General features: G+C 71.0%; 17 protein-coding genes. 9 read left to right on the top strand and 8 right to left on the bottom strand.

Features of this window, described 5'->3' with window-relative positions:
- Window positions 1-75: 75 nt before the first annotated feature.
- From ACFVS9_RS10245 to ACFVS9_RS10235, 3 genes are all read left to right on the top strand, one after another.
- Window positions 76-1,665, top strand: coding sequence for a molybdopterin-binding protein (locus ACFVS9_RS10245; RefSeq protein WP_389931486.1), 1,590 nt, complete (start codon window positions 76-78; stop codon window positions 1,663-1,665).
- On the top strand, window positions 1,623-2,765 hold the full coding sequence (locus ACFVS9_RS10240) for a potassium channel family protein (protein ID WP_383112718.1): 1,143 nt from the start codon (window positions 1,623-1,625) through the stop codon (window positions 2,763-2,765). Before ACFVS9_RS10245 ends, ACFVS9_RS10240 begins: the two co-directional genes overlap by 43 nt.
- Window positions 2,766-2,837: 72 nt before the next feature.
- Entirely contained in the window at window positions 2,838-3,824 is a 987-nt protein-coding gene (locus ACFVS9_RS10235) for an NAD(P)H-quinone oxidoreductase (RefSeq protein ID WP_389931334.1), read from the top strand.
- Window positions 3,825-4,418: 594 nt separating this feature from the next.
- Here ACFVS9_RS10235 and ACFVS9_RS10230 read toward each other — a convergent pair.
- The 3 genes from ACFVS9_RS10230 to ACFVS9_RS10220 form a co-directional block, all read right to left on the bottom strand.
- A complete protein-coding gene (locus ACFVS9_RS10230; RefSeq protein WP_383112716.1) occupies window positions 4,419-4,964 on the bottom strand; it encodes a bacterial proteasome activator family protein in 546 nt (181 codons plus the stop codon).
- A gap of 725 nt (window positions 4,965-5,689) precedes the next feature.
- Window positions 5,690-5,869, bottom strand: a complete 180-nt coding sequence (locus tag ACFVS9_RS10225; protein WP_389931332.1) for a hypothetical protein — start codon at window positions 5,867-5,869, stop codon at window positions 5,690-5,692.
- Between the two features lie 1,022 nt (window positions 5,870-6,891).
- Window positions 6,892-8,517, bottom strand: coding sequence for a protein kinase (locus ACFVS9_RS10220; protein ID WP_383112715.1), 1,626 nt, complete (start codon window positions 8,515-8,517; stop codon window positions 6,892-6,894).
- Window positions 8,518-8,811: 294 nt separating this feature from the next.
- Between ACFVS9_RS10220 and ACFVS9_RS10215 the strand changes: the two genes are divergently transcribed.
- A complete protein-coding gene (locus ACFVS9_RS10215; protein WP_383112714.1) occupies window positions 8,812-10,410 on the top strand; it encodes a protein kinase in 1,599 nt (532 codons plus the stop codon).
- A 29-nt stretch (window positions 10,411-10,439) separates the two neighbouring features.
- Here ACFVS9_RS10215 and ACFVS9_RS10210 read toward each other — a convergent pair whose 3' ends face one another.
- The 3 genes from ACFVS9_RS10210 to ACFVS9_RS10200 form a co-directional block, all read right to left on the bottom strand.
- Window positions 10,440-11,438 carry a phosphotransferase gene (locus tag ACFVS9_RS10210; RefSeq protein ID WP_389931484.1) on the bottom strand — a complete coding sequence of 333 codons (999 nt, stop codon included), beginning with the start codon at window positions 11,436-11,438 and terminating at the stop codon, window positions 10,440-10,442.
- 58 nt (window positions 11,439-11,496) lie between these two features.
- Complete coding sequence (locus tag ACFVS9_RS10205) at window positions 11,497-12,111, bottom strand: hypothetical protein (protein WP_389931330.1); 615 nt, start codon at window positions 12,109-12,111, stop codon at window positions 11,497-11,499.
- 86 nt (window positions 12,112-12,197) lie between these two features.
- Entirely contained in the window at window positions 12,198-12,857 is a 660-nt protein-coding gene (locus ACFVS9_RS10200; protein ID WP_383112712.1) for a response regulator, read from the bottom strand.
- 346 nt (window positions 12,858-13,203) lie between these two features.
- Between ACFVS9_RS10200 and pdhA the strand changes: the two genes are divergently transcribed.
- The 3 genes from pdhA to ACFVS9_RS10185 are packed head-to-tail and all read left to right on the top strand — an operon-like array spanning window position 13,204 to window position 16,761.
- Window positions 13,204-14,364, top strand: coding sequence for a pyruvate dehydrogenase (acetyl-transferring) E1 component subunit alpha (gene pdhA, locus ACFVS9_RS10195; protein WP_383112711.1), 1,161 nt, complete (start codon window positions 13,204-13,206; stop codon window positions 14,362-14,364).
- A 2-nt stretch (window positions 14,365-14,366) separates the two neighbouring features.
- Window positions 14,367-15,347: an alpha-ketoacid dehydrogenase subunit beta gene (locus ACFVS9_RS10190; protein ID WP_383112710.1), complete on the top strand. Its 981-nt coding sequence runs from the start codon at window positions 14,367-14,369 to the stop codon at window positions 15,345-15,347.
- A gap of 10 nt (window positions 15,348-15,357) precedes the next feature.
- Window positions 15,358-16,761, top strand: a complete 1,404-nt coding sequence (locus tag ACFVS9_RS10185) for a dihydrolipoamide acetyltransferase family protein (RefSeq protein WP_389931328.1) — start codon at window positions 15,358-15,360, stop codon at window positions 16,759-16,761.
- Window positions 16,762-16,818: 57 nt separating this feature from the next.
- On the opposite strand, the gene ACFVS9_RS10180 is transcribed toward ACFVS9_RS10185, so the two are convergent.
- On the bottom strand, window positions 16,819-17,718 hold the full coding sequence (locus tag ACFVS9_RS10180) for a D-alanyl-D-alanine carboxypeptidase family protein (protein WP_389931327.1): 900 nt from the start codon (window positions 17,716-17,718) through the stop codon (window positions 16,819-16,821).
- Window positions 17,719-17,968: 250 nt separating this feature from the next.
- On the opposite strand from ACFVS9_RS10180, the gene ACFVS9_RS10175 reads away from it, so the two are divergent.
- Together ACFVS9_RS10175 and ACFVS9_RS10170 are read left to right on the top strand one after the other, a co-directional pair.
- Window positions 17,969-18,655: a GntR family transcriptional regulator gene (locus tag ACFVS9_RS10175; protein WP_383113167.1), complete on the top strand. Its 687-nt coding sequence runs from the start codon at window positions 17,969-17,971 to the stop codon at window positions 18,653-18,655.
- Window positions 18,652-19,959 (top strand): nitrate/nitrite transporter, encoded by a 1,308-nt coding sequence (locus ACFVS9_RS10170; RefSeq protein WP_383113168.1) that lies wholly within the window; start codon window positions 18,652-18,654, stop codon window positions 19,957-19,959. Before ACFVS9_RS10175 ends, ACFVS9_RS10170 begins: the two co-directional genes overlap by 4 nt.
- 61 nt (window positions 19,960-20,020) lie before the next feature.
- Here the strand turns inward: ACFVS9_RS10170 and ACFVS9_RS10165 are convergent, their stop codons facing one another.
- Window positions 20,021-20,845 (bottom strand): maleylpyruvate isomerase family mycothiol-dependent enzyme, encoded by an 825-nt coding sequence (locus ACFVS9_RS10165; protein ID WP_383113169.1) that lies wholly within the window; start codon window positions 20,843-20,845, stop codon window positions 20,021-20,023.
- Between the last annotated feature and the right edge of the window lie 20 nt (window positions 20,846-20,865).

Here is a 20,865-nt window from a genome sequence, read left to right as displayed (position 1 = left end):
GGGCGTCGGCCGAGAGCGGCGCAGTCCACACCGGGCCGCTCCGGCGCGACGGCTCCGACCTCCTCGTCGGCGACGGTGGAACCGGGCACGCACACCGGTCCCTCTTCAGGTCCCCCGACCCCGTCCTCAGGTTCCCCCACCTCGTCCTCGGACTGCCCCTCCTCGTGTTTCCCCGCTCCGGGTTCCGCTGCTCCGGGCTCTCATACCCCTGGTGCACCTGCTACCGGAGCACCTGTTTCCGGTGTACCTGCTGCCGGAGCTTCCACCCCTGGCGCACCGCCCCCCGGCGCCTCAACCCTCAACGCCTCATCCCCCGGCGCACCGCCGCCCAGCGCCTCAATCCCCAGCGCCTCGGGTTCGGTCCCGGCTCCGGGTTGTGTCCCGGCCTCCTCCCACGCTCACGGCGCCTCGTCGCACGACAGCTCCACGCCCTCTCCGCAAGCTCACCGAGCCGGTGCCACCAGCTGGGCCGCCGCGCGTGCACTGGCCGAGCGGCTCGGCCGGACGGCTCCGCTGGCCGCTCACCGGCTTCCCCTGGACAAGGCCCTCGGCCATGCACTGGCCGAGTCGGTCGTCGCGCTCACCGATCTGCCGTCGTTCGACACCTCGGCCATGGACGGCTGGGTCGTCGCGGGGCCGGGGCCCTGGGCTGTGCGAGAGGGGGAAGGACTGCTCGCCGGGCGCCGATCCGCAGGGCCGCTCCCCGACGGACAGGCCATGAGGATCGCGACCGGCGCACGCCTTCCGGCGGACGCCACCGCCGTGATCCGCAGCGAGCACGCGCACTGCGACGAGGCCAGAGGGCTTCTGCACGCCACCCGTGAGGTCGTTCCCGGCCAGGATGTACGGCCCCGAGGCCAGGAATGCCGGTCCGGGGACGAGCTCCTGCCCATGGGAACCGTGGTCACCCCGCCGGTTCTCGGACTGGCTGCTGCCGCTGGGTACGACGCACTCATCGCCGTACCCCGGCCCCGCGTGGACGTTCTCGTGCTCGGTGACGAGCTCCTCATGGCGGGGCTTCCACGCGAGGGGATGATCCGGGACGCGCTCGGTCCCATGCTGGCCCCCTGGCTGCGTGCTCTGGGTGCGGAGGTCTGCGAGCCACGGCGCCTCGGAGACGACGCCGGTGCTCTCCGGCAGGCGCTCCTCTCCTCCGATGCCGATCTGGTCCTCACCACCGGTGGGACGGCAGCGGGCCCCGTGGATCACGTCCATCCGGTCCTGGCCGAGATCGGAGCTGATCTGCTCGTCGACGGGGTGTCCGTACGTCCCGGCCATCCGATGCTCCTGGCGCGACTGCCCGAGGGCCGTCCTTGCCTGGTGGGCCTGCCCGGTAACCCTCTCGCCGCGGTGTCCGGACTGCTGACCCTGGCCGAGCCCCTGCTCCGGGGGATCGCCGGACGGGCCGACCAGGATCCGTACCGTGCGCCCGTGCGGGAAGAAGTGCGCGGGCACCCGCGGGACACCCGGTTGATCCCTGTGGTCCACCGCGACGACAGCGTCGTTCCTCTCCATTACGACGGCCCCGCCATGCTTCGCGGGATCGCCGCTGCGGACGGGCTGGCCGTGGTGCCGCCCGGCGGGGTACGGTCCGGCACCGAGGTGGAGATCCTCGATCTACCGTGGGCCTCGGCGTCGCCGTGGACGGAAGGGTGTTTCACGTGAAACTTCCCGGCCACGACGCGATGGCCAGGCGCGCAGACGAACATGTCGTCCCGACCCGGGTGCTGCTGCCTCGGCGCGTTGTCGACCGGCCGCTGCGGCAGGTCGCCAAGCGGCTGGCGATGGCTCTCACGGTGCTGGCGATCACGGTCTTCATCGTCTGGGCCGACCGGGGCGGCTACCACGACAACGCCGACAACAAGGTCGACTTTCTCGATGCCGTCTACTACGCGACGGTGACCCTGTCGACGACCGGGTACGGCGACATCGTGCCGTACAGCGACCCCGCCCGGCTCGTCAACGTGGTGCTGGTGACGCCGCTGCGCGTGCTCTTCCTGATCATCCTGGTCGGCACCACCCTCGAGGTCCTGACGGAGCGGACCCGGGAGGACTTCCGGCTGAACCGTTGGAGAAGCAACTTGCGTGAACACACCGTGGTCGTCGGGTTCGGCACGAAGGGCCGTTCGGCGATCCAGACGCTCTGTGCGACCGGTCTGAAGAAGGAACAGATCGTCGTCGTCGACCCGGCCGGCAAGGTGATCGAAGCGGCCAACGCCGAAGGCTTCGTGGGCGTACTGGGCGATGCGACGCGCAGTGATGTGCTGTTGCGGGCCGAGGTCCAGAAGGCCCGCCAGATCATCATCGCCACCCAGCGAGACGACACCGCCGTACTGGTCGCCCTGACCGCCCGCCAGCTCAACCGGGGCGCGAAGATCGTGGCCGCCGTGCGCGAGGAGGAGAACGCCCCCTTGCTCCGGCAGTCCGGCGCCGACGCCGTGATCACCAGTGCGAGCGCGGCAGGCCGTCTGCTCGGGCTCTCCGTCCTCAGCCCCAGTGCGGGCACGGTGATGGAGGACCTCATCCAGCAGGGCAGCGGCCTCGATCTCGTCGAGCGGCCGGTGATAAAGGCGGAGGTCGGCCGGAACGTCCGGGAGACCGATGACCTGGTGGTCAGTGTCCTGCGCGGTCACCGCCTGCTGGGTTACGACGATCCGGCGGCCAGCCCGTTGCAGCTGACGGACCGGGTGATCACGATCGTGCGGGCCTCACCGCTCCACACGTCACCGACGAGCCCGCTGCCGTCGCCCAACCAGCGGCCGTAGGGACAAGGGCCCGGATACGGCGCGGGCAGGTCTGCCCACGTCCGGGACTCCTCACGGAGTAGCCTCGCGGCCATGTATGCGATCACGATCCCCGAACCCGGCGGCCCCGAAGCGCTCGTATGGGCCGAGGTCCCCGATCCCGTACCAGGTGACGGCGAGGTCCTCGTCGAGGTTGTGTCCAGCGCCGTCAACCGGGCCGATGTCCTCCAGCGGCAGGGCTTCTACAACCCTCCGCCCGGTGCCTCCCCCTACCCCGGCCTGGAATGTGCCGGCCGCGTCGCCGCCGTCGGCCCCGGGGTGACCGGATGGTCCGTGGGTGACGAGGTGTGCGGACTGCTGGCGGGCGGTGGATACGCGGAGAAGGTCGCGGTGCCGGCCGGCCAGCTGCTGCCCGTACCCGACGGAGTGGACCTGGCCGAGGCGGCGGCGCTTCCCGAGGTGGCGGCGACGGTCTGGTCCAACGTCTTCATGGTCGCCCACCTGCGCCCTGGCGAGACCCTTCTGGTCCACGGCGGATCCAGCGGGATCGGCACCATGGCGATCCAGCTCGCCAAGGCCGTCGGTGCGCGGGTCGCGGTGACAGCGGGAGGACCGGAGAAGCTGGCCCGCTGCCAGGAGCTCGGTGCCGACATCCTGATCGACTACCGCGAGCAGGATTTCGTCGAGGAGGTGCGTCAGGCCACGGACGGTGTGGGAGCGGACGTGATCCTCGACATCGTCGGGGCCAAGTACCTCGACCGGAACGTACGGGCACTGGCGGTGAACGGACGGCTCGCCATCATCGGCCTCCAGGGCGGAGCCAAGGGTGAGCTGAACCTGAGCGCCCTGCTGAGCAAGCGGGCCGCTGTCACGGCGACCTCCCTGCGCGCCCGCCCGCTCGCCGAGAAGGCCGCGATCATCGCCGCCGTACGTGAGCACGTGTGGCCGCTGCTCGCCGACGGCGTCGTCCGGCCGGTCGTGGACCGTACGCTCCCGATGGCGCAGGCCGCGGAGGCCCACCAGCTGATGGAGTCCAGCACCCACATCGGCAAGATCCTCCTGGCAGCGCCGAAGGCCTGACACCAGCGTGCCTGCGATGAGCTCGCCCCCACGAGCAGGCCTGACGGCTACGGGCCTGTATCGAGGGGGCCCAAGCGCTGCATGGGGATTGCCGCCAGGCAGGCCCGGAGGCGGGCAGGGGCGCCATGAGCAGGCCTGATCGCGCACGGCGATCATGCAGGGCAGCCGCCGCGGGTAGGCCCGCCACGAGCAGGTCGGGACCAACCCGGACCGGGCCACTCCTGGGTCGCCGTCAGCCCCCCTCGCGGCCTTTACGAGCGCGCTTCAGGGGCGGGTCCTTCCGGAGTCGGCTCCGACAGCGGGCCTGACGCCAGTGGGGCCGCTGCGCGTGGCGCCTCGAGGGCAGAGGGGCAGGCTGTCGACCGATAGGCCTGAGCGCGGCGGGGCCCTGAGGTGCCGGAACGCACAGGTCTGCCGCACGCGGGCCCGATGGCCCGCGTGCGGCACGAGCACTCCAGCGGTGAGTGAGCGGACGTCGCGTGGGCCGGTCCGCGTACCCCGTACCCCGTACCCGGGGTGAACGTCGGGGCCCGGCACACGCGAGGTGTGCCGGGCCCCGTTATGTGCCGTGGGCGGAGCGAGCGGTGGCAGGGACTACAGGTACGGGCCGGAGCGCGCCGGCCCGTGCGGGTCCAGGCCGCCTTCCTCGTCCTCATGGGCGACGCCGGGAGGCAGGGCGCGGCGCATCTGCTCCAGCTGCGCACGGGCCGCCATCTGCTGGGCGAACAGCGCCGTTTGAATCCCGTGGAAGAGGCCTTCCAGCCAGCCGACCAGCTGGGCCTGCGCGATCCGGAGCTCGGCCTCGGAGGGGACGGACTCCTCGGTGAACGGCAGTGAGAGCCGCTCCAGCTCCTCCACGAGCTCCGGTGCCAGGCCGTCCTCGAGCTCCTTCACCGAGCTCGCGTGGATCTCCTTCAGCCGGACCCGGCTCGCCTCGTCGAGAGGAGCCGCCCTGACCTCCTCCAGAAGCTGCTTGATCATGCTGCCGATGCGCATGACCTTCGCGGGCTGCTCGACCATCTCCGTCACCGGGACCTCGCGCGATTCGTCGTCACCGCCGCCGCCGATAGCCATTCCGTCCTGCCCCACCACGAGGACTTGGGGGTGCTCCTGCGACCGTTCATTCCTCGGCATCTCCATGCCGCCATTGTCTCGCACACAGGCCTCACCACATGGTGGTGCCCCCGGAAAAAGATGATCACCTTCCCGTCGGTCACCCGCGGGCCGGGTGGGAGCACCGGTACCGGCGACGGGCCCCAGGCCTTGTCCTGCCGCCTGCCGCCTGCCGCCTGCCGCTTGCCGCACGCTCGCCCGTCTGCCCCGTCTGCCCCGTCTGCCCCGTCTGCCCCGTCTGCCCCGTCTGCCCGTCTGCCCGTCTGCCCGTCTGCCCGTCTGCTCGCCCGTTCGCTCCCGGCGCGCCAGGCTGTCGAACGGCCCTGACGTGGAACGGCCCGACCCCGAATGGCCCTGGTTGCCTGACTGCATGCGCTCGGCCACCAAACCCATTGCCGCCAGGCGAGGGATCGCCAGCCGCAGGGGACGGCGTTTCGGAGTGGGTCGCCGTGCGAAGCGGCATGCCGTCCGGAAGAAAGATTGCCGCGCCCTGACCACCGTGCTGCCGCGCCCCGATCAGCCCCCGATCAGCCCCCGACCAGCCCTCGACCGCCCGTACCGTCGCGCCCTGACCGCCGCCTCGCAGTACGGTGTACGCCGCGCTCGGACCGGCGTACCTTCGCGCTCCGGACCTCGCGCCGCCCCGACCGCCGTCCCTTCGCGCCCCTGCCGCCGTGCCGCCGTGCCGCCGTGCCGCCCTACCGTCGGCCGACAGCCCGGCGCTGCCGCTCGTGGTTCTCCGCTCGGCCTGGTCAGTTCACGCGGCGCATGCGGACGGCCAGAAACCCCAGCCCCAGTCCGACCAACGCGATCCCGCTGCCCAGCGAGACATCACGCACCTGACGCGCGGCCGGCTTGTCCAGTGCGCGCTGGGGCTTCGTCTTTCTGGTGGGCTCCGGAAAGGCGTCTGCCGTCGCTGTGGCCGTGGGCACCTGGGCCGGCTCCTGCTCCGGCGGCATCTCGTCCGCAGTGGCTTCCGAGTCCGCGGTCTCCGGGTCCGTGGCCTCTGCGTCGGTGTCGTCGGGGTCCGCGGCCTCGGAGTCAGCCGGTTCCGGGGGAGGAAGCGACCGCCCCGGCCGCGCCCGGCCCTCCCCTGCCAGCCGCCCCGCCAGAGGTGGCTCGCCCGAGGCGGAGCCGGCGGAAGAGGGGGAGCCCGAGGGCTTCACGGGTGCCAGGAGGCCCGTCCGCGTCGACGCGGAGGCCCCGTCGCCCTCGGAGGCCCAGGCAGTGGGTCCCAGTGCCACCCCGATCGCTGTCACCAGACAGACGACGCACCGTGACGACCGTGAAGCCGGGAGTCCTGGAGGCATGGGTTCAGCGTCACATGGCCCGATATGTCCGGCATCCCGAGTACGCCCGGAAGCCGACCCGCACTCACGCGTCACCTGGACCTCAGCAGAACCAGCAGGGAGGACAGGAGAGGGAGACAGAGGAGGGACACAGAAGAGGAAGAGGGGGGCCGAAGAGGGAGTGGAAGAAGCGGAGGCGGACGCAAAGAAGCGACGACGATCACCGGGACGCGGCGACTACCGGCACCTCACGGTCACCGGCACCTCACGGTCACCGGCACCTCACGGTCACCGGCACCTCACGGTCACCGGCACCTGGCGGTCACCAGGACGCGGCGGTCACCGGAACCTGACGGTCACCGGCACCTGGCGGTCACCGGCACCTGGCGGTCATCGGCACTTGGCGGTCATCGGGATACGGCGGTCACTGGCACCTGGCGGTCACCGGACGCGGCGGTCACCGACACCTGACGATCACCAGAACGCGACGGTCAAAAGCACGCGACGGTCACCGGAACGATGTCGATCACGGAACGGAGACGAGTGCCAGGAGGAAGACGAGTGCCAGGAGGAGGACGAGCGTGGGAAGGGAAGACGGGAAGAGAAGAAGGGAAGGGAAGAAGGCGGACGAGCGCCGGGACGGCGAAGGCAGGCGGGAAGGCCCGTCAGGCCGGGTCGCCCGTGGAGATCCTCAGCTCGAAGTGGGCGCCCCGCTCGGGCACGGCCGTACCCGAGGACGGGAACTGGTCGATGACCTGGTCCTCGGCGTAGGTGTTGCCCTTCACCTCGATCACCTTGACCGTCCAGCCGGCCGCGTCGGTGCAGTTCTTGGCGGACTGGATGTCCTTGTACATGAAGCTCGGAGCCTGGACCTTCGCCGGATCATCGCTGTCCTCCGTGGCGTCGGTGCACTTCTCCACCTTCATCGTCCGGTTCCGCTCCGGAGCCTTGTGCTCGCCGGCCACGGCCGACCCGCTCGCGCCCGGCTCGGCGCCCCCGCCGTTGCCCGTGTCGTCCTGAAGGTTGAGGAAGGCGACGAGGCCGCCGATCGCGACGAGGGCGACGACGATCGACCCCACGACGACCGGCATGTTGCGCTTGGACGCGCGGCCGGCCGTACCCGCCGCCGTCTGCGGGGACATCGTGTACGGAGGCGGTGTCCGCGGCCCCAGGTGCGCCGGGCTCCCGTACGGCTGGGCCGCCTGCGGGTAGCCGTAGCCGGGCGTGGGCGTCGGCGTGCCGTAGGGGCCCGGCTGGTGCTGCTGGTGGGGGTGCGGCTGGTAGGGCGTCTGCACGCCGTGCGGTGCCGGGGCGGTCTGGTCGACGGGCGGGAAGACGGCCGAGCCGACGCCCGATCCGCTGTTCGCCGGACCCCCGCCACCACCGATGATCACGGGAGCGCCCGCGGGGCCGCCCGCGCTCAGCACGCGCGCGATCTCGTCCTGCATCGCCGAGGCGCTCGGGAAGCGCTCGTTCGGGTTCTTCTTCAGCGCGCGGGCGACGAGGGCGTCCATCGCGGGAGTGACCGAGCGGTTGATGCTGGACGGCGCGACCGGCTCCTCCTGCACGTGCGCGTACGCGATGGCGAGCGCGGAGTCCGCGTCGAACGGGATGCGGCCCGTCAGGAGCTGGAAGAGCATGATGCCGACCGAGTACAGGTCGGAGCGCGCGTCGACACCGCGGCCGAGCGCCTGCTCGGGGGAGAGGTACTGCGGGGTGCCGACGACCATGCCCGTCTGGGTCATCGAGGTGACGCCCGACTGCATCGCGCGGGCGATCCCGAAGTCCATCACCTTGACGATGCCGCGCTTGGTCATCATCACGTTGCCGGGCTTGATGTCCCGGTGGACCAGGCCCATCTCGTGGCTGGTGTCCAGGGCGGCGAGCACGTCGGCCGTCACCTTGAGGGCCTTGTCGGCGGGCATGGCGCCGTACTGCTGGATGTCCGCCTGGAGCACGGAGCCGAGCGGCTGCCCCTCGACGTACTCCATGACGATGTACGGCATCAGCGCGCCGCCGAGCTCGTCCTCGCCCGTGTCGAAGACCGAGACGATGTTGGTGTGCTGCAGCTTGGCGACGGCCTGCGCCTCGCGCCGGAACCGCTCACGGAAGGACTGCTCGCGTCCCAGCTCGGTGTGCAGGGTCTTGATGGCCACCTGCCGGTCCAGGGCGGAGTCGTACGCGAGGTACACGGAGGCCATGCCGCCCTCGCCGAGCAGGTCACGCAGCTGGTACCGGCCGCCGGCCACGGATCCGCCCGCGTACCGCCCGTGTGCGCCGTCGTGGCTCATGACTTGCATCCCCCTCGGCGCCCGGCGGACGCGATCATCCCTAGTACGGGCCAAGTCTGCCCGAGGGGTACGACACGTCAAGCGCGGTGCCCGTTCCGTGACCCTACGCACGGGAAGCGTCTCGGAAGCGTTACAGGATGCGCATCGAATTTGCGCGTACGGCGCGCGAGCCGATTGGATGGCCCGTCACTCTGGAAACCGGTGTGCCGGGCAGAGCCTGTAGCGTGACGTGGCAATGCAGCAAAGCACCGTGAGAACCCGCGGACGCGCGGACAGATACGACGGCGAGGACTGATGGCACCCGATTCCGAAGCAAACGGCGGCGGAGTTTCGGATGGCACCGACTCCTGGGGTGTCGGCGGTGTGGTCGGGGACGGCCGCTACCGCATGACGCACCGGCTGGGCCGCGGCGGTATGGCCGAGGTCTATGCCGCGGAGGACGTCCGTCTGGGACGCACGGTGGCGGTGAAACTGCTCCGTTCCGATCTCGCCGAGGACCCGGTGTCCAAGGCCCGCTTCACCCGCGAGGCACAGTCGGTCGCGGGGCTCAACCACCACGCGATCGTCGCCGTGTACGACTCCGGCGAGGACATCGTGGGCGGGGCGACCGTCCCCTACATCGTGATGGAGCTCGTCGAGGGCAACACCATCCGTGATCTGCTGCTGGAGGCCGAGGCCCCGCCGCCCGAGCAGGCGCTGATCATCGTCTCGGGCGTTCTGGAGGCCCTGGCCTACTCCCACCAGCACGGCATCGTGCACCGGGACATCAAGCCGGCGAACGTGATCATCACGCACTCCGGCGCGGTCAAGGTGATGGACTTCGGCATCGCCCGTGCCCTGCACGGGGCCCAGTCGACGATGACCCAGACCGGCATGGTCATGGGCACGCCCCAGTACCTCTCCCCCGAGCAGGCGCTCGGCAAGGCGGTCGACCACCGTTCCGACCTGTACGCCACCGGCTGCCTGCTCTACGAGCTGCTCGCCCTGCGGCCCCCCTTCACGGGCGAGACCCCGCTCTCCGTCGTGTACCAGCACGTCCAGGACATGCCGGTCCCGCCGTCCGACGTCGCCGGGTCCGTCCCGCCGGAGCTGGACGGGCTCGTCATGCGCTCCCTCGCGAAGGACCCGGACGACCGGTTCCAGAGCGCCGAGGAGATGCGCGGCCTGGTCCAGTACAGCCTGCAGATGCTCCAGGTGCAGGGCGGGCACACGGGCACCTGGAACACCGGCCCGGTCAACGCGCACGACGTCGGCCACACGGCGGCGATGAACGTCGGCGGCAACACGGCCGCCATGGGGCACCCCATGCACGGGGACACCTCGCAGGGCCCGATCCTGCCCCCGATGAACCCGGACGACGGCGGGTACGCGGGTGGTCATCACAACGGCGGCGGCCGCAGCAAGATGTGGCTCTTCGTCCTCCTCGCGCTGATCGCGATCGGCGCGGGCGTCGCGTTCGCCCTCCAGGCGGCGAGCGGCGACAGCGGGGGCACGAAGTCCCCGACCACGCCCTCCGCGACGGTGAGCCCCTCGCCGACCCCCTCCTCACCCGAGCCGACGGACGAGGAGACCGAGGAGACCCAGGAGCCGGACGACTCCACGGGCGGGCAGACGTGGCAGAACAACGACCCGACGTGGACCCCGTCGGAGGGCCCGACCCGGCAGACCTCGAAGCCCACCGTGACCCCCTCCTCACCGGCGCCGGGCACGAGTGACGGCAGCACGACGACGGACGGCGGCACCGGGGACGACGGTGGCACCACCGACGGCGGCACCGACGAGGGGAGCACCGGGGACGACTCCGGAGGCACCGTGGAGGGCACCACCGCCGGCACCCAGGCCGGAGCCGCCGCGGGATCCGCCGCGGGACAGGCGGGCACCACAGGGGAGTGACGGGGCCGGTCGAGCGGTGACGGAGGCCTTCACCCCGTGAAGGCCTCGCCGACCGCCTCGTACTCCCGCGTCCACCACACCGCCAGGGCCGACACCGCAGGGAACTGCGGGTCGGCCCTGCGGTCGTGCAGGCGGTAGCGCCAGCGCAGTATCCAGAAGTCGTTGAGGCGCTCCCACCACACCCGGTGCACCGCGGCCGCCAGCTCCGCGGCCCCCGCGCCCGCCGACCGCCGGTAGGCGCGGGCGTACGCCCGGATCTTCTCCAGCGCCAGCTTCCCGTCGGGGCGGACGAAGAAGATCGCCGCCGCCCGTACCGCCTCCTCCGCTCGCGGCTGCACGCCGAGTCGGTCCCAGTCGACGATCGCGACGGGATCGGCGCCCCGGTAGAGCAGGTTCAGCGGGTGGAAGTCACCGTGCACCCATCCCCGGGCGGAGCCCTCGGGCGTGGGCGGGCGGCGGTGGGCGTGCCGTTCCAGCAGGGCGCGCCGTTCGACGAGACGGTGTACGGCGAGCTCGTCGAACGCGTCCCGCGGGCCACGCCGCCGTGCGGCCGTCAGCAACTCGTCGATCAGCGTGAACGTGTCGGCGGGATCGGGGCTCTGCCCGCGTACCGGAGGCGGCGGGTCCTCCTCCATGACCTGTTCCAGACCCATGTGTACGGTGCCGAGGAGCGCCCCGAGCCGACGGGACTGGGCGGTCGTCAGCTGGGTGCCGTCCCGGTGGAGGCCGTCCACCCACCGGTGCAGGGCGTAGCACTGCCCGTCAATCACCGTGACCGTGTCACCCTCCGTGTCCGCCAGGGGCGGAGCTACCGGGACGCCGAGGGAGTGCAGCTGCTGGGTCGCCCGGTGCTGCCGGACGATCGTGGCGTGATCGCCGCTGGCGTCGTCGAGGTGGTGCTTGTCGAGATGGTGCTTGAGGAAGTACGAGCCACGGGTGGTGGAGACGCGATAACCGTGGTTGAGCAGGCCCTTGTTGAGGGTCTCGCAGGCGAGGGGCTCGCCCGCGTCCGGATAGCGCCGCAGCACCTCGTCGACCGGAGGGACAGGTGGAAGGGTCACAGATGAGCGCAGCACTCGACACATGTTAAGTGACGCTACGTGTCCGCCCTGACGGACTTGCGCCGAAGCTCAGAGTGTGCATGTGGGCGAGGTGCGGATCGAGGCGGAGGTACACCGGATCGAAGCGTTCGCCGTTCACCTCGGCCGGGCCCGTCCCGAAGCGTTCACGCTGGCCGGGGGCCGGTTCCATGATCTCGACGGGGCCGGTGAACTGCACCGACCAGAGGCCGCTGGTGCCCTCGCGGGTGCTTGCGGACGAGGCCCCGCCCGTTCCGCCGGGTGTGCCCGTGGAGGTGTCCCCGAGGATGCGCCCGGACCCGTCGCCGGCCACGGGCGCGTTGAAGTTGTCCGCCCCGTAGGCGACGACGCTTCCGTCGCAGGACTCGTGGAAGCCGAGCCCCCGGTGCATCCGCAGGACGACGCGCCCCTCGATCACCAGGTGCCGGGCCACCGCCAGGAAGGGCAGGGCCCGCATGCTCATGGCCAGCCGGCCGTAGCGGACGCTGCCGAGCAGCGCGATGGCGCGGGAGGTGTCCGTACCGGAGGCCGCGGCGATGACGGAGGGGGCGGCGGCTCCGGAGGGGCCGGTGGTGCCGGAACCCTTCGCGGTCCCGGTGTCGGAGGGGCGGGAGGAGAGCATGGCTTCCACTCTCGGGTACGGGTAGGGGCCGTGTAAGAGTCCGCCGCCCCCGTCGGCCAGGGACCAAAGTCCCTGCGTACGCCGCCTCAGCGCTTCTCGGCCTGGAGCCTCGCCACATAGGCCGCCGCCTGCGACCGCCGCTCCATGCCCAGCTTGGAGAGCAGGCTGGAGACGTAGTTCTTGATGGTCTTCTCGGCGAGGTGCAGCCGCTCGCCGATCACCCGGTTCGTCAGGCCCTCACCGATCAGGTCGAGGATCCTGCGCTCCTGGTCGGTGAGCCCGGCCAGGCGGTCGTCACCCTTGCCGTCCTTGCCCTCCCGCAGCCGCTCCAGCACCCGGGCGGTGGCCGCCGGGTCCAGCAGGGACTTGCCGGCCGCCACGTCGCGTACGGCGCTGAGCAGCTCGTTGCCGCGGATGGCCTTCAGCACGTACCCGGAGGCGCCCGCCATGATCGCGTCGAAGAGGGCCTCGTCATCGGCGTACGAGGTGAGCATCAGGCACTTGATGGACTCGTCCTTCGAGCGGACCTCGCGGCAGACCTCCACCCCGCTGCCGTCCGGCAGGCGTACGTCCAGGACGGCGACGTCGGGCCGGGTGGCCGGGATCCGGGCGAGCGCGTCCGCGGCCGTGCCGGCCTCGCCCACGACCTCGATGCCCTCCTCGGCGGACAGCAGCTCGTGCACCCCGCGCCGGACCACTTCGTGATCATCGAGCAGGAATACCGTGATTTTTCCTTCTTCGCGCACATCCGCAGTCTCACACACTCCTTTGTCGTCCGCCCTTCCCTGCGCCTGCCGGCCGGGATAACGTGCCGTTGTTCCGGCCGCCTGCCAGGGTGTTACCAGTGCTGTGACCAGCGGGAGTTCGCGATTTTCTGGATTTACTTGGAAATCCAAGCAAAATCGCAGGTCACAAGGTGTTTCGCAGTTATGCGATGCACTGGGTAACGTGCTTATGACAGGACGCTCGCCGGGGCACCTGTCACGCCTGTTCCCGGCCGAGCGGCACCCACCCCGTGCACGGGTCCGGACACAGGCGAGCCGCACTGGTTCCCGGCCACCCCGGGGGCCGGACCGACGGAGGAGCACGCACGTGACCGTGGAGAGCACTGCCGCGCGCAAACCGCGACGCAGCAGCAAGCGGACCAGCGCCGCGAAGACGCCCGCGAAGACGGCGGAGGGCACCGGCCCCCAGCTGGTACAGCTGCTGACGCCCGAGGGCGAGCGCGTCGAGCACCCTGACTTCGAGATCGACCTGAGCGCGGACGAGCTCCGCGGCCTCTACCGGGACATGGTCCTGACGCGGCGGTTCGACGCGGAGGCCACCGCGCTGCAGCGCCAGGGCGAGCTGGGCCTGTGGGCCTCGCTGCTGGGCCAGGAGGCCGCGCAGATCGGCTCCGGCCGCGCGCTGCGCGACGACGACTACGTCTTCCCGACCTACCGGGAGCACGGCGTCGCCTGGTGCAGGGGTGTCGACCCGACCAACCTGCTCGGCATGTTCCGCGGCGTGAACCACGGCGGCTGGGACCCGAGCACCAACAACTTCCACCTCTACACGATCGTCATCGGCTCGCAGACCCTGCACGCCACCGGCTACGCCATGGGCGTCGCCAAGGACGGCGCGGACTCGGCCGTGATCGCGTACTTCGGCGACGGGGCCTCCAGCCAGGGCGACGTCGCGGAGGCGTTCACCTTCTCCGCCGTCTACAACGCCCCCGTCGTGTTCTTCTGCCAGAACAACCAGTGGGCGATCTCCGAGCCGACCGAGAAGCAGACCCGCGTGCCGCTCTACCAGCGTGCGCAGGGCTTCGGCTTCCCCGGGATCCGGGTGGACGGCAACGACGTGCTGGCGTGCCTGGCCGTCACCAGGTCGGCGCTGGAGCGTGCCCGGCGGGGCGAGGGGCCGACCCTCGTCGAGGCGTTCACCTACCGGATGGGCGCCCACACCACCTCCGACGACCCGACCAAGTACCGGGCGGACGAGGAGCGGGCGGCCTGGGAGGCCAAGGACCCGATCCTGCGGCTGCGTACGTACCTGGAGAAGCAGGACCTCGCCGACGCGGCGTTCTTCACCGCGCTGGAGGAGGAGAGCGAGGCCCTCGGCAAGCGCGTGCGCGAAGCGGTGCGGTCCATGCCCGACCCCGACCGGCTCGCGATCTTCGACCACGCCTACGCCGACGGCAATCCGCTCGTCGACGAGGAGCGCGCCCAGTTCGCCGCCTACCAGGCATCGTTCGCCGAGGAGGGCAACTAGCCATGGCCGTTGAGAAGATGTCCCTCGCGAAGGCGCTCAACGAGTCGCTGCGCAAGGCGCTCGAGACCGACCCCAAGGTCCTCATCATGGGCGAGGACGTCGGCAAGCTCGGCGGGGTCTTCCGCATCACGGACGGCCTCCAGAAGGACTTCGGCGAGGGCCGGGTCATCGACACCCCGCTCGCGGAGTCCGGCATCGTCGGCACGGCGATCGGCCTGGCCCTGCGCGGCTACCGCCCGATCGTCGAGATCCAGTTCGACGGCTTCGTCTTCCCCGCGTACGACCAGATCGTCACGCAGCTCGCCAAGATGCACGCCCGTGCGCTCGGCAAGATCAAGATGCCGGTCGTCATCCGCATCCCGTACGGCGGCGGCATCGGTGCCGTCGAGCACCACAGCGAGTCGCCCGAAGCGCTGTTCGCGCACGTGGCGGGGCTGAAGGTCGTCTCGCCGTCCAACGCGAGCGACGCCTACTGGATGATGCAGCAGGCCGTCCAGTCGGACGATCCGATCATCTTCTTCGAGCCCAAGCGGCGCTACTGGGACAAGGGCGAGCTCGACACCGAGTCCATCCCCGGCCCGCTCCACAAGGCCGCCGTCGTCCGCGAGGGATCCGACCTGACGCTCGTCGCGTACGGGCCGATGGTGAAGGTCTGCCTGGAGGCGGCCGCCGCGGCGCAGGAGGAGGGCAAGTCGGTCGAGGTCCTGGACCTGCGGTCGATGTCCCCGATCGACTTCGACGCCGTACAGACCTCGGTCGAGCGGACCGGCAGGCTCGTGGTGGTCCACGAGGCCCCGGTGTTCTACGGTTCCGGGGCGGAGATCGCGGCGCGGATCACCGAGCGCTGCTTCTACCATCTCGAAGCACCGGTACTGAGGGTCGGCGGCTACCACGCCCCCTACCCGCCGGCCCGGCTCGAGGACGAGTACCTGCCGGGTCTCGACCGGGTGCTCGACGCCGTCGACCGCTCGCTTGCGTACTGAGGAGAGGGCCGTGACGACGATGACCGAAACGTCTGCTCGTTTCCGCGAGTTCAAGATGCCCGACGTGGGCGAGGGACTCACCGAGGCGGAGATCCTCAAGTGGTTCGTCCAGCCCGGTGACACCGTCACCGACGGCCAGGTGGTGTGCGAGGTCGAGACCGCCAAGGCCGCCGTGGAGCTGCCGATCCCGTTCGACGGGGTGGTGCACGAGCTGCGCTTCCCCGAGGGCACGACCGTGGACGTCGGCGAGGTGATCATCGCGGTCGACGTGGCGCCGGGCAGCGGTGACGCCCCTGCCGCCGCGGAGCCCGTCCGGGAGCCGGTGGCCCCGGCGGCCGTGCCGGAGGCCGAGCCGGAAGCCCCCAAGGGCCGCCAGCCGGTGCTCGTGGGGTACGGCGTGGCCGAGACCTCCACCAGGCGCAGGGCCCGCAAGGGCGCCGAGATCCCGGGTCCGGCCGCCGCCGCGATCCAGGCCGAGATCAACGGCCACGGTGCCAAGGCCCCCGAGAGCCGCCCGCTGGCCAAGCCGCCGGTGCGCAAGCTGGCGAAGGACCTGGGCATCGACCTCGCCGCCGTCGTCCCGACCGGTGAGGGCGGGGTCATCACCCGCGAGGACGTCCACGCGGCCGCCGCACCGGCCCCCGCGGAGGCCCCTGTGCGGGCCGAGGAGGCGCCCGCCGTCCCCGGGCCCGCCGCCGCCGTGCCCGCGGCCGGCCGAGAGACGCGCATCCCGGTCAAGGGCGTGCGCAAGGCCATCGCGCAGGCCATGGTCGGCAGCGCGTTCACCGCGCCGCACGTCACCGAGTTCGTGACCGTCGACGTGACGCGCACGATGAAGCTGGTGGCGGAGCTCAAGGAGGACAAGGACATGGCGGGGGTCCGGGTCAATCCGCTCCTGATCATCGCCAAGGCGCTCCTCGTCGCGATCCGGCGCAACCCGGGGATCAACGCCGCCTGGGACGAGGCCAACCAGGAGATCGTGCAGAAGCACTACGTCAACCTGGGCATCGCGGCCGCCACACCGCGGGGCCTGATCGTCCCGAACATCAAGGACGCGCACGACAAGGCCCTGCCCCAGCTGGCCGAGGCGCTCGGCGAGCTGGTGTCCACGGCGCGCGAGGGCAGGACGTCCCCGGCGGCCATGGCCGGCGGCACGGTGACCATCACCAACGTCGGGGTCTTCGGCGTCGACACGGGGACGCCCATCCTGAACCCGGGCGAGTCCGCGATCCTCGCGGTCGGGGCGATCAAGCTCCAGCCCTGGGTCCACAAGGGCAAGGTGAAGCCCCGCCAGGTCACCACCCTGGCGCTCTCCTTCGACCACCGGCTGGTCGACGGCGAGCTCGGCTCCAAGGTCCTCGCGGACGTCGCGGCGGTCCTGGAGCAGCCCAAGAGGCTGATCACCTGGGGCTAGTGAGCCGCAGGAGAAGGGGCCCGCCGCGGGATGCGGCGGGCCCCTTCCCGTACCGGGTCACTTCTTGAAGCTGTAGTCCAGGAGCTTCTTCGCGTCGGCCGTCCGGGTCGTCGCGGACGTCGAGGTGAGGACGGTGCCGATGACCGTTCTGCCGTTCCTGGTCGCGGCGAAGACCAGGCAGTACTTGGCCGTCGGGCCCGAGCCGGTCTTCACGCCGATCATGCCGGTGTAGCTGCCCAGCATGGTGTTGGTGTTGGTCCACGACATGTAGCGGTAGCCGCCGGTCTTCGTGGTGACCTTCTGCTTCGTCGACTTCGTCTTCACGATCGCGCGGAAGGTGGAGTTCTTCATCGCGCTGCTGGCGATCTTCGTGAGATCGCGGGGCGTGGAGTAGTTCGAGCCGCCGCCGATGCCGTCGAACGAGTCGAAGTGGGTGTTCTTCAGACCGAGGCTCTTCGCGGAGGCGTTCATCTTGCCGATGAAGGACTTCACCCGGGCCGCACGCGTGGTACCGGTGCCGAACTTGTCGGCCAGGGCGTACGCGGCGTCGCAGCCCGACGGCAGCATCAGGCCGTACAGGAGCTGGCGGACCGTGACCTTGTCGCCGACGATCAGCCGGGCCGAGGAGGCGGTGTTGGAGACGATGTAGTCGCTGTACGCCTTCTGGACCGTCACCTTGGCGTCGAGGTTCAGGTTCTTCTGGGCGAGCACCACCTTGGCGGTCATTATCTTCGTCGTGGAGCCGGTGGAGCGGCGGGTGTCCGCGGCCTTGCCGTAGAGCGTCTTCGCCGTTCCGTCGTTCATCACGAACCCGCCCTTGGCGGTGACCGTGGGAGTCGGCGGCGCCGCCGCCCGGGCCGCGGAGGCGAACGCCCCGCTCGCGAGGACGGCCCCCGCCGTCAGGGCGACCGTGGCCGCGACGGAAGCGCGGCGGGTGCCGGAAATGCCATGTCTCAAAGTAGACGCTCCAAATGTCCCGGAAGGGCAGTCACATCAGGAGTGCCGCCCTGTCATGAGACTCACGAGGGTCCCGAATGGCTGTACACCCGGGAGGGTGAGTTCCGCCATGGTGCGGGATGCGGCCCGGCCCGCGCCGGGGTGTCCGGATCGCGGCCCGCGGGCGCCGGGGAGCCCGGCGGTGAGCGGGTCCGGGTCCGGATCGCGGACGCGTGAGCGGACGCACCCATCTTGTATCTATGCTGTGTGCATGCCTGTCGCGCCCCCTGCCTCCCCCACGGTCCGCAAGGCGGACCACCCCAAGCCGCCGCCCGCCGCCGAGCGTGTCTACACCCACATCAAGGAAGCGGTCCTCGACCGCCGCTACGAGGGCGGCACGCTCCTCACCGAGGGCGACCTGGCCGAGGCGGTCGGCGTCTCCCGGACCCCGGTGCGCGAAGCGCTGCTCCGCCTGGAGGTCGAGGGGCTGATCAAGCTCTACCCGAAGAAGGGCGCGCTGGTGCTCGCGGTCTCCGCGCAGGAGATCTCCGACGTGGTGGAGACCCGGCTGCTCGTCGAGGAGTTCGCCGCGCGCAAGGCCGTGCCCGCCCCGGCACAGCTGATCGCGCGGCTCGAACAGCTTCTGGAGGAGCAGCGGGAGCTCGCCGAGGCGGGCGATCTCGCCGAGGTGTCCGTCAAGGACCGGTGCTTCCACGCCGAGATCGTGAAGAACGCGGGCAACGAGATCCTCTCGCGCCTCTACGACCAGCTCCGGGACCGGCAACTGCGCATGGGCGTCGCGGTGATGGAGGCCCACCCCGGCCGGATCGCCGCCAACATCACCGAGCACGGCGAGCTGCTGGAGGCCATCCGCGCCGGCGACGCCGACGGGGCCGCTCAGGTCGTACGGCGCCACGTCAGCCGGGTCAAGGTGCTGGTCCGGGGTGATGACCGATGAGCTCCGCCTCACCCACCCTGTCCCTGCCCGGAGACCCGCCCGGCGGTCGCCGGGCCGCCTGGGTCTGGGGCATCGGGGTCGCCGTCTACTTCGTCGCCATCATCTTCCGCACGAGCCTGGGGGTCGCCGGACTCGACGCCGCCGACCGGTTCGACGTCAACGCCTCGGCCCTGTCGACGTTCTCGATCCTCCAGCTGCTGGTCTACGCCGGCATGCAGATACCCGTGGGCCTCATGGTCGACCGGCTCGGCACCAAGAAGGTCCTCACCATCGGCGTGGTGCTGTTCACGGTGGGCCAGCTGGGCTTCGCGCTCTCCCCCTCGTACGGCATGGCGCTCGCCTCCCGCGCGCTGCTCGGCTGCGGGGACGCGATGACGTTCATCAGCGTGCTCCGGCTCGGCACCCGCTGGTTCCCGGCGCGGCGCGGGCCACTGATCGGTCAGGTGGCCGCGCTCTTCGGGATGGCGGGCAACCTCGTCTCGACGCTCTTCATCGCCCGCGCGCTGCACGGTTTCGGCTGGACCACGACCTTCGTCGGCAGCTCGATGGCGGGCGTGGTGGTGCTGGTCCTGCTCCTGCTCTTCCTCAAGGACCACCCCGAGGGCCACGAGCCGCCGCCCGCCGAGCACGCCGGAGGGGCGTACGTGCGGAAGCAGATCGCCGCGTCCTGGCGGGAGCCGGGCACCCGGCTGGGCATGTGGGTGCACTTCACCACGCAGTTCCCCGCCATGGTCTTCCTGCTGCTGTGGGGCATGCCCTTCCTGGTCGAGGCGCAGGGGCTGAGCAGGGGCACCGCCGGTGAACTGCTGACCCTGGTGGTGCTGTCCAACATGGTGGTGGGACTGGTCTACGGCCAGGTCATCGCCCGCCATCACGCGGCCCGCGCCCCGCTGGCCCTGGGCACGGTCGCGCTGACCGCCCTGCTCTGGGCGTCCACGATCTTCTACCCCGGTGACCACGCGCCGATGTGGCTGCTGATCACCCTGTGCGTGGTGCTCGGCTCCTGCGGCCCCGCCTCGATGATCGGCTTCGACTTCGGCCGGCCGGCCAACCCGCCGGAACGCCAGGGCACTGCCTCCGGCATCGTGAACATGGGCGGCTTCATCGCCTCGATGACGACGCTGTTCGCCGTCGGCGTCCTGCTGGACGCGACGGGGGACAACTATCGTGTCGCGTTCGCCTCGGTCTTCGTCCTGGAGGCGCTCGGCGTCGTGCAGATCCTGCGGCTGTACGCCAGTGCCACGCACAGGGAACGCGACCACCACGTGGTCAGCCGGGTCGAAGCCGTACACGTCCCCGCCTGACAGCGCCCGCCGGCGCGCCCGTCCCGGTCCCGCCGGCGGACGGGCGCCGCCGGGCGCGGTGTCACGGGGTCACGGCGAAGTGGCGCAGGATCTCCGCCGCCAGCTCCTGGTCGCCCTCGATCTTGATCCGGTCCTCCACGGCCTGCGCCCGGACGCGGCCGCAGGCCAGCCGGTAGTACGTCTCCCAGTCCATCGCCAGGGTCGCCACCGGTCCCAGCGACGGTGCGCCGTCGACCGAACCGCGGCCCTCACCGTCGACCCTGACCGTCCGCAGGAACTCGACCGGGCCGTGCACGTCGAAGACGACGGCCGAATTGTGCGGCGCGCCCGCGTCCTTGGCGACCACCTTCGCGAGCCCGGCCAGCAGGGTGTCCCGCACGATCAGGGCCCCGGGGGAATCCAGGTTGCCGGGCTGCCCCAGCGTCGTACGCAGGTCCTGCTCGTGCACCCAGACGTCGAAGGCCCGCATGCGCAGGGCCAGTTCCAGCGTCTGCTCGGCGCCCAGAGGGGCCCGCACCATGGTCTCCGGGGCGCGCGACTCGTTGCGCAGCTGGCGCATGCGCCGGATCAGCGTGTACTCCAGCTCCGAGGTCATCTCCGGCGCGGTGTGGTGGCGCCGTACGTCGACCTGCATCTCCATGTAGCGCTGGTGGTCGTTCTGCACGTGGTACAGGTCGCGCGGGAGGGTGTGGATCGGGCGGGGATCGCCGAGCTGCTCGCACTCCACGCCGATGACGTGCGAGACGATGTCACGCACCGACCAGCCCGGGCATGGCGTGCGGCGGTTCCACTCCCCCTCGACGAGTGGCTTGACCAGCTCGGCTATCGACTCGATGGAGTGGGTCCAGGCATCGGCATAGGTCTGGAGGCTGGGATGGACGGTCACGTGACCCCTCGTGCGGTTCT

Source organism: Streptomyces sp. NPDC058008 (assembly GCF_042886395.1).
Classification (GTDB): domain Bacteria; phylum Actinomycetota; class Actinomycetes; order Streptomycetales; family Streptomycetaceae; genus Streptomyces.
The sequence above is the reverse complement of the archived record's forward strand: the minus strand, read 5'-3'. Positions and strand labels throughout refer to the sequence as shown.

What these genes read in the sequence shown, in the direction of transcription:
- ACFVS9_RS10235 (WP_389931334.1), top strand. Translation starts at nt 2,838, where the DNA reads ATGTATGCGATCACGATCCCCGAACCCGGCGGCCCCGAAGCGCTCGTA.
- ACFVS9_RS10230 (WP_383112716.1), bottom strand. Translation starts at nt 4,964, where the DNA reads ATGGAGATGCCGAGGAATGAACGGTCGCAGGAGCACCCCCAAGTCCTC.
- ACFVS9_RS10220 (WP_383112715.1), bottom strand. Translation starts at nt 8,517, where the DNA reads ATGAGCCACGACGGCGCACACGGGCGGTACGCGGGCGGATCCGTGGCC.
- ACFVS9_RS10215 (WP_383112714.1), top strand. Translation starts at nt 8,812, where the DNA reads ATGGCACCCGATTCCGAAGCAAACGGCGGCGGAGTTTCGGATGGCACC.
- ACFVS9_RS10205 (WP_389931330.1), bottom strand. Translation starts at nt 12,111, where the DNA reads ATGCTCTCCTCCCGCCCCTCCGACACCGGGACCGCGAAGGGTTCCGGC.
- ACFVS9_RS10190 (WP_383112710.1), top strand. Translation starts at nt 14,367, where the DNA reads ATGGCCGTTGAGAAGATGTCCCTCGCGAAGGCGCTCAACGAGTCGCTG.
- ACFVS9_RS10175 (WP_383113167.1), top strand. Translation starts at nt 17,969, where the DNA reads ATGCCTGTCGCGCCCCCTGCCTCCCCCACGGTCCGCAAGGCGGACCAC.
- ACFVS9_RS10170 (WP_383113168.1), top strand. Translation starts at nt 18,652, where the DNA reads ATGAGCTCCGCCTCACCCACCCTGTCCCTGCCCGGAGACCCGCCCGGC.